Origin of the sequence: Nocardia sp. NPDC057668 (genome assembly GCF_042799795.1) — a bacterium.
GTDB lineage: Bacteria > Actinomycetota > Actinomycetes > Mycobacteriales > Mycobacteriaceae > Nocardia.
The window spans coordinates 2,375,186-2,388,349 of sequence record NZ_JBHVIC010000001.1; the positions used below are offsets into that span (position 1 = coordinate 2,375,186).

The following is a 13,164-nucleotide window of genomic DNA, read 5'->3' on the forward strand; positions in this document are numbered from 1 at the left end:
CCTGCACTCGACGCTATGGCGTCCGGACCCCGCCGACCGGAAAAGTCCCGGTGGGCGGAATCGGACGCGGCGTCTCGTGACGGGTCCATCGGCGCGCAGGACCGGGCGATCAGCGATCTCCCGGCTATTTGTGCTCGATCTCCCAGTCGGAGTCCTCGTTCAGGGCCTGGCGGACGCGGGCCTCGAGGTCGGGATTCCAGTTCTCGGGCTGCACGACCGAGACCCAGCCGTCGAGAACCAGCGTGCCGTAGCGGTGACCGTGCCCCGAGGGCACCTTCTGCGCGTGCGCCAGGTCCGCGCTGACCTGCCAGAACGTCACCACCGGCCACCAGCGAATGGATTTGGAGACGTCCGAGCCGCGCGGTTCCCGCAGCCAATCCGGTTGCTCGAACAGCAGATCCGAGGACCACCAGACGATGGGGTCCGACGCGTGCTGCAGGTACGCGATCCGGGGGTCGATCCACGCGGTGGGCGGCCGGTTCAGGTCGGGGGCGTCGGCGGCGAATCGGACGATGAGCCCGTCGGCGTAGATGGGCAGAATCTCCGGGGTGCCCGGATCGCGGCGGGTGGTGAACTGATTCCAGAGGCGGTTGGAGTTCGGCGGGCCCACCCACAGCACGCCGTCGACCAGCGTGCGGATGTCGTCGAGTCCGGTGAAGGCGGCCTCGGAGCCCTGTGAACCCAGGCTCTCGCCGTAGACCAGCAGTTTGGGCCGGGCGTCCGGCGGCAGCTGTGCCCAGCGTTCGTGGACCGCGTGCACCAGCAGGCGGCCGGCCTCGGCGGCCTTGGACTTGTCCGACAGGAACGACAGCACGCTGGGCAGGTACGAGTACTGGGTGGCGGCGATGGCGGAGTCGCCGCCGTACATGTACTCGATGGATTCGGCGGTGGTGGAGTCCACCCAGCCGGTGCCGGTCGTGGTCACCATGACCAGCACCTTGCGTTCCCACGCCCGGGTGCGGTCCAGTTCCTTGACCACGAGTTCGGCGATGGCTTCGGGATTCTCGGCCGATTCGAGCCCGGCGTAGACGCGAATCGGATCGCGGGCCGGGGCGCCGGTGACCTGCGCGATGCGTTCGGCGGTGGGCACGAACGAGACGAACCAGCGGCCCTCCGAGCCCAGCGTGTCCCAGGGCGCGAGCGATCCCGGGCTGCCCGAGCGCTCGGGCTGGACCGGCTGCACCGCGGCCGGGGAGGTATTGCTGTTGCGGACGCTGAACGCCGAATTGGCCACGGAGAAGAACGCTTTGGCCAGTACGCCCTGGAACAGCATGACGCTGAGCACGACCACGACCACGAACCCGGCGGGCAGTGCGATCGCGCGCGGAATGTGCCAGTTGATGTTCAGCACCCGCACAATGGTTCGGATCAGCCACCGCACGAGCCGGAAGAGACCGATGACCAGGGCCACGGTGGCGGCGGCGAGCAGTTCGGCGCGCAGATAGCTGGAGGTCTCGGTGGGTTCCATCCCCATGAGCACCTGCAGATCCCGCTGCCAGCGGGCCGAGCGCGCGAGGATGGCCGCCGCGCCCAGCGCCGCCCCGAGCACGATCACCAGCTTCACGATCTGGCGGATCCGGTCCCCGGGCTGAGCCAGTCGCACCCGGGCGCGGGTGCGGGCCGGGATGCGCGGCCAGGCCCATTTGCGGAACGCCCACTCCAGCACGCAGCCGACCCCGTAACCGATCACCGCGCTGATGCCGCTGACCAGGCCCTGGAAGATCCAGGTGCGCGGCAGCAGCGAGGGCGAGACGGACCAGGCGAAGAAGATCGCGCCGATCACCACCCCGGTGTAGTTCGGCTTGATCGCGTGCTCGGCGGCGCTGAGCACGCCCAGCACGCGTTGCGGCAGCGACGGACTCGACTGTGGCGCGGTCGTCATGACCCGAGTCTTCCCGCCCACTGCGCCGATTCCGGACCACGACACGCAACCGATCAGCTACTGCCGGACGTCCGTCCGACTCCACTTCTCCGGCGCGGCCGCACACCACCGACCGCGTTCACCGCAGCGGGCGCTACGCCGGATCGACCGAGACGCCGCTCCCGCCGCCCGGGTTCAAGCCCGGGCGGCAGCGGAAACTCCCGCGCGGCGGCCGAAGAACGTGCCGTCGCCGAGAGAGGTGCCCGAGATGTAGCCGAAGCCGTGCAGGCCGTTGGCCGCGCGGCCCGCGGCGTAGAGGCCGGGGATGGGCGCGCCGTCGAGATCCAGGACGTGGCCGTCGAGGTCGGTGTGCAGGCCGCCGAGGGTGAAGACCGAAGCGCCTGTGCCCTTGCGGTTTCCGGACTCGGCCGGCGGGCGCACGCCCGCCTTGACGTCGATGGCGGCGAAGGGCGCGGTGAGCGGGCGGAGCCAGCGGGCGGCCTTGTGGTGGTCGAGATCGGCGCCGCGCTCGGCGAATTCGTTGTAGCGGCGGATCGCGGCGGTGAGCGAGCCCGCGGGCAGGCCGGTGAGCTCCTCGAGCTCGGCGGGGGTCTCGGCGACCTGGTGCGGGCGCACGCCCCAGCGCTGGGATTCGGGGACGGCCTCGAACCCCTCCTCGTCGACGATGACCCACACCGCGGTGTCACCGCCCGCCCAGCTGCCGCCCATGTTCTGGCGGTACAGCGCGGCCTGGCCGATGCGGCCGGGATAGGTGTCCTCGTTCATGAACCGCTGCCCGCGCGCGTTCACGACCATGCCGCGCGCGGCCAGTCCCGGAATCAGCGACATGCCGACCTGGCCCGCCGACATGTGCCGCACCGCCGCGCCCAGGGCCTGCGCCATGCGAATGCCGCTGCCGTCGTCGGTGCCCGCGCTGACCTTGGTGTGCCCGAGCAGTTCCGGTGCGTGCGCGGCCAGCATCCGGTCGTTGTCGACGAAGCCGCCGGTGGTGAGCACGACACCGCGGTGCGCGCGGATGCGCACCTCCCGGCCGTAGCGGCGGGCGGTCACGCCCACCACGACGCCGGAGTCGTCGACGATGAGCGCGTCGGCGTGGATGTCGAACAGCGCTGTCGCACCGGCGGTTTCGGCCGCCTCGGTCAGGCACTCCATGAGCAGCTTGCCGCCGAAGTCGTTGGCGGTGGGCCGGTGCCCGCGCGGCGCCGGGGTGGCGAGTTCGGTGAAGGGCCAGCTGTTCTCGCCGAGCCACATGAGCCCGTCGTCGGTGGGCGGCACCCAGGTCGGGGAGTCCCAGAGCGTCGGCTTGAACGGCACGCCGCGATCGACGAGCCAGCCGAAGTGCTCGACGCTGCCCGCGCAGTACGCCTCGATCTTGGCCGCGTCCGCCCCCGCGCCCAGGGCCGCGGTCAGGAAGGCCGCCATCGCCTCGGGGGTGTCCTCGAACCCGCACGCCCGCTGGATCGGCGTGCCACCGCCGAGGTAGATCTCACCGCCGGACATGGCCGACGCGCCGCCGGGACCGCCGGAGCGGTCCAGCACCAGCACCCGCGCCCCGGCCCGGGCGGCCTCGAACGCCGCCGACGCGCCCGCCGCGCCGTAGCCGACGACCAGCACCTCGGTCTCGATGTCGTAGTCGCCCACCTCGCTCGCGGCCAGCGGCCGCACCGATTCACGCACTGTCATGTCTCGACGGTGCCCGCCCGCACCCCCCGGACATAGCGCGGCATCTTGGTGAGCGAATCCGATATCCCGTTGACCGGGACTGCGACCCTGTCCGGGGCCGGCCGGCAGGGACGGTGTGTGAACGGCGTCACGTTGGTTGGGGACGCCTCACGAGGAGGAGAGTCAATGCGGATTCTGGTCACCGGAGTCACCGAGCCGAGCGGTCGTTCCGTAGCGCGCATGCTGCTGGCGGCCGGGCACGAGGTCATCGGCCTGGACCGGCAGCGCAATCGCTACGTGGACCCGCGCGTGGAGACGATCGCCGGGGATCCGGCCGACGCGGGGCTCGCCGCGCGCGCCCTCACCGGCGCGGACGCGGTGGTTCATCTGGCGCAGGGCCCGGTCGGCGCGATCGCCACCGCGGCCCGCGAGGCCGGCGTCCGGCTCGTGGTTCCGGTTGTGGCGGAATCGGATTCGAGCGTCGAGCGGGCCGTGGCCGCCAGTGGCGCGGACGCGCTGATCGTGCGCACCGCGCTGATCGCCGGCCGCCGCGTCGACGGCGGCACCTGGCGGGTCCTGGAGAATCTGGCCGGCGCGCGCGGCGCCGGGGCCATGCAGGTCCTGCACTACGACGACTTCGAACGTTTCCTGGTGCTGGCCGCGCTGTCCCAGCGCGGCGGCACGGTCGGATTGGCCGCGCCCGGCGAGGTCTCGGGCGACGACGTGCGCCGCACCCTGACGGACGCGGGCGTCAAATACACGGCGTGGCTGGGCCGTTCGGCCGCCGGGCGCGCCGTCGTGGACACCGCCGCCGCCCGGGACGACTGGGGTTTCCGCTACGGCTGGACCGCCCGCGAGACCGTCGAGGATGTGGCGCGCGGCCTGCACGGGCGGGTGTCGAGCGGTTCGGGGATGAAGAACAAGCGCGGCGCGATCCCGCTGCCCTCGCACGTGGTGCCGCAGAACGCCCCCACCTCGGACGGCTACCAGCTCAAAGCCTCTGCGCCGCAGGGCCTGCAGGGCGAGTTCGACGACCTGCTCGACGATCGCATCCCGGTGTTCACCGCCACCAACACCTCCGAGGCGCTGCCCGGGCCGCTGACCCCGCTCACCATCGATCTGCAGGCCGGCGCGATCCGGCTCGGCAACGAGGCCATGGGCCACATGATCGCCATCGAGGGAGTCGCGCTCGAGCACTGGGTTTCCCGCGTCACCGGCGTCATGGGGCACCACATGTACATCAACGCCTCGATCGGGGTGTTCTCCGCGGAGAACATGCCCGGCTGGGACGAGGAGAGCGTGCGCCGCGACGTCTACGGCGCGATCGGCGACGTGGAGCTGCACCCAAAGGGCCGCCCGGCCATGGCCACCGGAATCGGCGCCAGGCTCGGCACTTTCAAGGCGCTGGGCCGCGTCGCCTCGACCGCGCTGAGCTACAGCAAGTCGGCCGAGCTCATCAACGCCGCCGCGCACACCGAAGCCCTGGACCGCGATCGCATCGCCGAGCTGACCGACGAGCAACTGCACGCCCGCGCGCTGCTGTGGCGGGACCGCCTGAACCAGGGCTGGATGGCCGCCTCGATCGGCGTCATGATGACCGGTGCGGCCACCGCGGCGCACAAGGGCGAGGTGAAGATCAACCTCGAACGCCTGGAGTCGGCCAGGACCATGCTGGCGGTCGAACGCCTGGCGGCGCTGTGCCGCAAGGATTCCGGCCTGCAGGGCGTCGCCAAGAGCGGCGACGTGGCCGCCGCGCGGGAGAAGTCCCCGGAGTTCGCCCGCGCCCTGGACGAAGAGCTCGCCCGCATCGGCCATCGCGGCCCCGGCGAGTGCGAACTCATCAACGCCACCTTCGGCGATCGGCCCGAACTGCTGGTGACGGCCGCCGGCCGGGCCGCGGAAATGCCCGCGCCGCAGCGGGAACCGGTCGCGGAGCCGACCGGGCGCACGGCCAAGATGGCGGTCGGGGCCACGATCTACCGCGAGCGCGCCCGCGACGCGGTGGTCCGGGTGACCAACTGCCTGCGCCTGGTGACCCAGGAGCGCGCGGCGCGCCTGATCAAGGCGGGCAGGCTGACCGAGATCGAGGATTCGGCGTTCCTGACGCTGGACGAAATCCTCTGGGCCCCGGCCGATATGGCCGAGCGGGTGGCCCGGCGCCGCGCCGAGCGCACGCGCTACCAGGGAATCCGCATGCCCGATGTGATCAACGGCGACTGGGAGCCGGAGGAGATCTCCGGCGCGCTCCCGGTCGGGGAGAGCCTGTCCGGGCTCGGCGTGAGCCCCGGCGTCGTCGAGGGCACCGTCAAGCTCGTGCTCTCCATCGACGACGACATCGAGCCCGGTGACATCCTGGTCGCCTCGGTCACCGACACCGGCCACACCGCCATGTTCGGCTACGCGGGCGCGGTCGTGACCGACATCGGCGGCGCCGCTTCGCATGCCGCGATCGTCGCGCGTGAGTTCGGCGTGCCCTGCGTGGTGGACACCAAGACCGCCAGCACCGCGCTGCGGGACGGCCAGCGCGTCCGGGTGGACGGCGCGGCCGGCACCATCACCCTGCTCGCCGACGCCGAGTAGCGCCCGCTGCCGCCGCGGGCGGCCCCGACTTCGGTGCGGCCGTGACGATCTCACGGTCGCGCCGTCGGAACCCGGGCCGGATACCCACAGTTCGGCCCGTGATGGAAAGGAAATCCCCATAGTGACGATTTCGCGCGCAGTACGCGGCACCCTCACCGGTGTGGCCGCGGCGCTGATCGCCGTCCTCCCGGCCACGGCCACCCCGGCGCTCTCGGCCCCGAATGTCTCGATCCTGCAGCAGGCTCCGGTCAGCGCGGCCTTCAGCCTGCAGACCGCGCCGAACGCCCGGGACATCGGCGGCCTGGTCGCGACCGGTGGCAAGGTCAAGTCCGGCCTCGTGTACCGCACCGACGCACTGAACAAGCTGACCGAGGCCGATCAGCAGACGCTGATCTCCGCGGGCGTCACCAAGGTCATCGACTTCCGTGCCCCGAGCGAGAGCAGTTCGGCTCCCGACAAGCTGCCGGCCTCCATTCCGGGTGTGGCGTACCCGATCTGGGATCCGAACAACGACTTCTACACGTTCTTCGCCACCATCATCGCCGGCGGCCCCGACGTGCAGGCGGACAAGCTCGGCAACGGCAAGAACGTGCAGTACATGGCCGACTACTACCGGTGGATGGTCACCGATGCCACCGCGCGCGCCCAGCTGTCGGCGGCACTGAAGGACATTGCGAACGCCGACGGCGCGGTGCTGTACCACTGCACCGCGGGCAAGGACCGCACCGGTGTCATGACCGCGACCCTGCTGAGCATTCTGGGCACTCCGCAGAACCAGATCTACGGAAACTTCCTCGAGTCCAACGACCGGCTCGCGGCGACGAACAAGGCCACCCTGGACTACCTCGTGTCTTCGGGCCGGGTGACCGACCGGACCCTGTTCGAGCCGCTGCTCGGTGTGCAGAAGGAGTTCCTGGACGCGTTCATGAACCAGGCCGTCGCCTCCTACGGTTCGTTCCCGGTCTTCGTCAGCAATGGGCTGGGCATCGACGACGCCACCTTCAAGAAGATCACCGGTCGCCTGATCGACAAGGGCGGCAACACCGGTTCGTTCGGCACGGGCTCGTTCTGAGCGTTCGCTGATCGTGCGCTGTAACCGGACGCCGGGTCCGGCCGCACAGCGCGGGTAGTACCGCCGAATGCCGGCGTCGTCGTGTGGGACGGCGCCGGCATTCGCGTACCGGGGGCACTTTTGCGGCGGCGCTGGGAATTTCGGCTCGCGCATTCGCCCGGGCGAGTTCGTAATCGGGGCGAAACCCAGTCACGAATACGATTGCTATTGCGTAAAACGCGCCGAACTCGCGGTGATCGGGTGCATGGTATTGCTATGCGCGCGTTACTGGTCGAGAAGCCTGGACAGTTCTCGGTCGAAACGGTGCCGGATCCCACGCCCGGTGCGGGGGAAGCGGTCGTGCGGGTGGACGCGGTCGGGATATGCGGTACCGATATCCATATCGTGGCGGGTGAATTCCCGCCGACGCCCTATCCCATCATCCCCGGGCACGAATTCGCCGGGGAGGTAGTGGCACTCGGTGCCGATACCGATGGGGTCCGGATCGGTGATCGGGTCGCGGTCGACCCCTCACTGTTCTGCGGGCGCTGCCATTACTGTGCGATCGGTCGCGGAAATCTCTGCGCGAACTGGGGCGCGATCGGCGACACCGTCGACGGCGCCATGGCCGAGTACGTGAAAGTGCCCGCCGCCAACTGTTATCGACTACCGGGGCATCTCACCGCCGTGCACGGTGCTCTGGTGGAACCCCTCTCGTGCGCGGTGCACGGATTCGATGTGCTGCCAAGGCGACTCGGCGCGCACTATCTGATCTACGGGGCGGGCACCATGGGCCTGCTCATGCTGCAACTGGCGAGCGCGGCGGGCGCGGCGTCGGTGTCGATGGTCGACACCAACGTCGACCGGCTCGCCGTGGCCCGCACCCTCGGGGCGGACGCGGCGACGACCGACGCCGGCGATATGGACCGGCCCGAGGGCTGGGAGATCGTCATCGAGTGCAGCGGAACGGTTTCCGCCATGGAGGATGGATTGTCCCGGGTGCGGCGTGGCGGCACCTATCAGCAATTCGGGGTTGCACCTGCGGACGCGCGAGCGAGTGTCTCGCCCTTTCGCATCTACAACGACGAGATCACCATCGTCGGTTCGATGGCGGTCCTGCACAGTTTCGGGCGGGCCGTGGATCTTCTGGGCGAAGGCGTCATCGACGCGGACACCATGATCACCCACGATTTCGCGCTCGACGAATTCGGTGACGCGCTGCGCACTTTCCGTGCGGGCGCGGGCCGCAAGATCCAGCTGCGTCCCGGACGGGGCCCGGCGCGATAGAGACGGGCTGGGACCAATGACGGTCGTTGCCGGAGTGGACTCTTCGACTCAATCCTGCACAATCGTGGTGTGCGACGCCGATACCGGAACGGTATTGCGGCAACGGCAGATCGCGCATCCCGAAGGCACCGAGGTCGCACCCGCGCTGTGGTGGGAGGCCCTCAAGGCCGCCTGCGATCGCATGATGCGCGACGTGGAGGCGATCGCCGTCGCCGGCCAGCAGCACGGGCTCGTCGTGCTGGACGCGGCGGGCGACCCGGTGCGAGACGCGCTGCTGTGGAACGACACTCGCTCGGCCGAGGCCGCGGGCCAGCTGGTGGCCGAGCTGGGCGGGCCGCAGGCGTGGGCGGACGCGGTGGGCAGCGTGCCGCTGGCGGCGCACACCATCGCCAAACTGCGCTGGTTCGCCGACCACGAGCCCGGCCTCGCGGACCGGACCGAGCGCGTGCTGCTGCCGCACGACTACCTGACCTGGCGCCTGCGCGGCGGCGATCCCGCACACGCGCCGACCACCGATCGCGGCGACGCCTCCGGGACCGGCTACTGGTCCCCCGGCGCCGGGAGCTACCGGCCCGATCTGCTGGCGCTGGCGTTCCGCGGCCGCACCCCCGAGGTGCCGCGGGTACTCGAGCCCGCCGGGGTGGCCGGGCACACCCCGGGCGGGCGGGTGGTCGCCGCGGGCACCGGCGACAATGCCGCCGCCGCACTGGGTCTGGGCATCGTGGACGGGGACGTCGTGGTCTCGCTCGGCACCAGCGGCACGGTGTTCACGCGGTCCGCGGCGCCCAGCACCGACGCCTCGGGCGCGGTCAACGGCTTCGCCGACGCCACCGGCGCGTTCCTGCCGCTGGTGTGCACGCTCAACGCCGCCCGCGTGCTGGACGCCACCGCGACGCTGCTCGGCACCGACATCTCCGGACTGGAGGTGCTGGCGGCGCAGTCACCCGCGGGCGCGGACGGTCTCACGCTGCTGCCGTATCTGACCGGGGAACGCACGCCGAATCTGCCGCACGCCACCGCGAGCCTGCACGGGCTGCGCCCGGCCACCATGCGCCCGCACCACCTGGCGCGCGCGGCCATCGAGGGCATGCTGTGCAACATCGCCGAGGCCTTCGATCGACTGCCCACCACGCCACGGCGCATTCTGCTGATCGGCGGGGCCGCGCGTTCGCGACTGATCGCGCACGCGGCCGCGACGATCTTCGGGCGCACCGTGACCGTGCCGCACGCCAACGAGTACGTGGCCCTGGGTGCCGCCCGGCAGGCCGCCTGGGCGCTGCGCGGCGGGCCGCGGCCGCCGCGCTGGCCGACGCCGCAGGCCACCGAATTCCATGCGCCCGCAGCGGGACAGGGGGCGGCGGTGCGCGAACGCTATGCCGAGATACGGGGCCGGTACTACCCGTGAGGCGGTCGGCTCAGCCGGTGGGAGCCGTGCTCAGCCGAAGACGACCGGGTGGTCGGACAGGAACTCGTCCCAGGTGCCGTGGCGTTCCAGATAGGTGCGCACGGCATCCCGAGCGATCTCCTGTTTCGACCGTCCCTCCACCACCGCCTGCGCGCTCAGCGCAGCTTCTTGATCAGCGTTGAGCCGCAACGTCCATGCCACGGCGCAAGTTGTATCACCTCCGCGTCGCGCTGTCCTGCGTTCCGCGATCGCGGAGCTACCCGCGGCGCACCATACAGAAAAGGAATAATTCGGACATGCGGGCCGACGCTGCGGCCCGGCCGGCGACACGCGTGCCCGGCCTCGCGACCGGTTCCGCTGCCCGCGAAGGCTGTTCGCACACCGGGCCGGTCCGACGCCGATGACAGCTCGGCTCGCGCGCCGGGTACCTACGATGTGCGGTGCTGTTCGGCGGCCAGGAAATGAGCCGTCGCCCGGGTGGATTCGTAGAGCGTGCGGTAGTGCCGGTAGTAGCGGTCGTACTGTGCGGTGTGGGCCGGGTCCGGCTCCACCGTCTCGACGATCGGATTCCAGTCGGCGGTGGGCAGGCCCAGAGCCTCGGCGGCGAGCCGGGCGTCGCCGAGCGCGGCGCCGATGGTCTCGGCGGGCAATTGCTGCGGCAGGCCGGTGATGTCGGAGACGATGCGGGTCCACAGCCCGCCCCGGGTGCCGCCGCCCACCGCGATCAAGCGCGCCGCCGCCCCGCCCGCGTCCGCCATGGCCTCGAGGTTGTGCCGCACGCCGTAGCCGATACCCTCGAGCACCGCGCGATAGAGCTCGGCGCGCGCGTGGGTCAGGGTGAGCCCCGCGATCACCCCGCGGGCGTTCGGATCGAACAGCGGGGTGCGCTCCCCCGCGAAGTAGGGCAGCACCAGCAGCCCGCGGCTGCCGGGCGGCACCGCCGAGGCGGCGTCGCCGAGGTCGCCGAACTCACCGCCGACCAGGGTGCGCAGCCATTCGGTCACCGCACCGGAGGTGGCCATGCCCGCGGCGGACGTGTATGTGCCGGGCCGGGTTCCGCGGGTGGTCCACAGGCCGGGGTGCGGCCGGGGCGCGGTGAGCACCTGGGTCAGGAACAACGTGGTGCCGTACATGATCATGGTGTCGCCGGGCTCGCGCGCGCCGATCCCGGCCGCCTCGGCCCAGGCGTCGATGGTGCCGGTGGTGACCGGCAGCCCGGCGGGCAGTCCGGTCTCGGCGGCGGCCCGCGCGGTCAGGTGCCCGACTATCTCGGCGGGCCAGGCCAATTCGGGCAGCGGCAGGCCGGGTGCGACCGAATCCGCCCAGTCCCGCGCCCAGTCACAGGCCACGAGGTCGTACATCGGCACGCACTGGCTGGCCGACTGGTGGTCCAGGACGTAGCGGCCGGTGAGCCGGTGCACCAGAAAGGAGCTCGCCATCAGCAGCATGCGCGTGTCTTTCCAGACCTGCGGTTCGTGCCGGGCCAGCCAGCGCAGTTTGGGGCCGACGGCCTGACTGGTCAGGGGTGAGCCCGAGCGCTCGAGGACGGTGTCCGCGCCCAATTCGTCGGTCAGCTCGGCTATTTCGAGGCCGGCGCGGGTGTCCACGCCGTACAGGATGGCCGGGCGCAACGGCTGCCCGCCGTCGTCGGCCGGCAACAGGCAGGGGCCGATGCCGCTCACCGCCAGGGCCTCGATGGGCTGACCGACCGCGCCCAGTTCGCGCGCGATCGCCCGGAAGTCCGCCCACCACACGGTCTCGGCGTCGTGCTCGAACCAGCCGGGCCGGGGCATGGACACCCGGTGGGCGCGCTCGGCCCGGCGCAGCACCCGGCCGCGATGATCGGCGAGCACCCCCTTGGACGCCGAGGTGCCGATGTCTATGCCGAGCAGCATGATCGCCGCCGCGGGGCCGGTCGGTGCGCGCTGCCGAGGAGCGCGCCGGAAGGGCTGCGAACCGGTAGGCGGGGACTGTCGGGAACGAGGGTGGTGCCGATCCGGGCCAATGCCTTGCCTCCCCGCGGTGGGTGGACTCTCGACTCTCCCCCAGAATCCCAGCTCCGCCTGCGGCGCATGCCCGAATCCGGAAGATCGGTCTGCTCCGCCGAGATAGGACAGGAGCTGACCTAATCCCCCGCCAGACTGATCTCATGACGGAAATCTCGCTGCGCACGCTGAACCGGACCCTGCTCACGCGGCAGCTGCTCGTCGAGCGGGCCGAGCTGCCCGCCGCCGATCTCGTCCGCCGGCTCGTCGCGGTGCAGGGGCAGGAGCCGAACTGGCCGTACGTGGGGCTGTGGACCCGGCTCGCCGGCTTCGGCCACGACGAGCTGGCGGCCCTGCTGCGGGATCGGACCGTGGTGCGCTCCACCATGATTCGGCGCACGGTGCATCTGGCGGCCGCCGACGACTACCGCTGGCTGTACCCGACCGTGCGCGCCGCCGTCGAGCAGCTGTATTCGGCGGCCTACTTCCAGGAGGCGCTCGGAACGGCCGACCGTGACGAATTCCGCTCCGCCGGTGCGGAACTGCTCGCCGGGCGCACCCTGTCCCGGCGCGAGCTGGGCCTGGCGCTGGCCGAGCGCTTCCCCAGCCCGCATCCGGGGCGGCTCGCCCAGGCGCTGGGCGTCGTGCTGCCGCTGATCCACGACGACGCCGCCGGGGTGTGGGGCGCGTGGCGCAACCGGCGCGTCTCGGTCTCGCTCGCCCCGGACTGGATCGGCGAACCCGTGCACGAGACGCCGGATCCGGAGACCCTGATCCTGCGCTACCTGGCGGCTTTCGGACCGGCGAGCGTGGCCGATATGCAGGCGTGGTCCGGGGTGACGCGACTGGCGGCGGTGGTCGCGCGGCTGCGCCCGAACCTGCGGGTCCACCACGACGACACCGGCCGCGAACTGTTCGATCTGCCGGAGGCGCCGCTCGCCGACCCCGATCTGCCGGTGCCCGTGCGCTTTCTGCCCGCGTTCGACAACGCGACCCTCGGCCACCGCGATCGCCGCCGGATCATCAGCGACGCCGACCGCGCGCGAATCAACCGGATCGCCTCGGCGGGCGTGCCGATGTACCTGGTCGACGGGTTCGTGCACGGGACCTGGGCGGTCGAGGACGCCACGATTCGCGTCACGCCGTGGCACCCGTTCACCGGCACGGCGCGGGCCGAGGTCCGGGCCGAGGCCGAGGCACTGCTGCCGTTCATCGCACCGGGCGAGGACGGCAAGGTCATCGTCGAATCGGTCTGAGCCGGAGGACTGTTCGAGATCGGTCCGAGGCGTGCCCGTGCGGCGACCACGTCGCT

General features: G+C 71.4%; 9 protein-coding genes. 5 read left to right on the plus strand and 4 right to left on the minus strand.

Going from position 1 to position 13,164, the window contains the following annotated elements; all coding sequences use genetic code 11:
* Positions 1-124: 124 nt before the first annotated feature.
* Together ACFVBH_RS10955 and ACFVBH_RS10960 are read right to left on the minus strand one after the other, a co-directional pair.
* The gene (locus ACFVBH_RS10955) at positions 125-1,882 is read right to left on the minus strand and encodes an alpha/beta hydrolase (protein WP_379001204.1); all 1,758 of its coding nucleotides are present in this window, start codon (positions 1,880-1,882) and stop codon (positions 125-127) included.
* Between the two features lie 174 nt (positions 1,883-2,056).
* Entirely contained in the window at positions 2,057-3,565 is a 1,509-nt protein-coding gene (locus ACFVBH_RS10960; RefSeq protein WP_379001205.1) for an FAD-dependent oxidoreductase, read from the minus strand.
* Between the two features lie 165 nt (positions 3,566-3,730).
* Between ACFVBH_RS10960 and ACFVBH_RS10965 the strand changes: the two genes are divergently transcribed.
* The 4 genes from ACFVBH_RS10965 to xylB all read left to right on the plus strand — a co-directional run bounded on the left by ACFVBH_RS10965 (position 3,731) and on the right by xylB (position 9,867).
* Positions 3,731-6,124, plus strand: a complete 2,394-nt coding sequence (locus ACFVBH_RS10965) for a PEP-utilizing enzyme (protein WP_379001206.1) — start codon at positions 3,731-3,733, stop codon at positions 6,122-6,124.
* A 121-nt stretch (positions 6,125-6,245) separates the two neighbouring features.
* On the plus strand, positions 6,246-7,196 hold the full coding sequence (locus ACFVBH_RS10970; protein WP_354986289.1) for a tyrosine-protein phosphatase: 951 nt from the start codon (positions 6,246-6,248) through the stop codon (positions 7,194-7,196).
* Between the two features lie 255 nt (positions 7,197-7,451).
* Positions 7,452-8,462, plus strand: a complete 1,011-nt coding sequence (locus ACFVBH_RS10975; protein WP_379001207.1) for a zinc-dependent alcohol dehydrogenase family protein — start codon at positions 7,452-7,454, stop codon at positions 8,460-8,462.
* Between the two features lie 16 nt (positions 8,463-8,478).
* Positions 8,479-9,867, plus strand: a complete 1,389-nt coding sequence (gene xylB, locus ACFVBH_RS10980) for a xylulokinase (RefSeq protein ID WP_354986287.1) — start codon at positions 8,479-8,481, stop codon at positions 9,865-9,867.
* Positions 9,868-9,897: 30 nt separating this feature from the next.
* Here xylB and ACFVBH_RS10985 read toward each other — a convergent pair whose 3' ends face one another.
* Positions 9,898-10,068, minus strand: coding sequence for a CopG family transcriptional regulator (locus ACFVBH_RS10985; RefSeq protein WP_354986286.1), 171 nt, complete (start codon positions 10,066-10,068; stop codon positions 9,898-9,900).
* A gap of 227 nt (positions 10,069-10,295) precedes the next feature.
* Complete coding sequence (locus ACFVBH_RS10990; RefSeq protein ID WP_379001208.1) at positions 10,296-11,762, minus strand: FGGY-family carbohydrate kinase; 1,467 nt, start codon at positions 11,760-11,762, stop codon at positions 10,296-10,298.
* 254 nt (positions 11,763-12,016) lie between these two features.
* On the opposite strand from ACFVBH_RS10990, the gene ACFVBH_RS10995 reads away from it, so the two are divergent.
* Positions 12,017-13,108, plus strand: coding sequence for a winged helix DNA-binding domain-containing protein (locus ACFVBH_RS10995; RefSeq protein ID WP_379001209.1), 1,092 nt, complete (start codon positions 12,017-12,019; stop codon positions 13,106-13,108).
* Positions 13,109-13,164 lie beyond the last annotated feature (56 nt).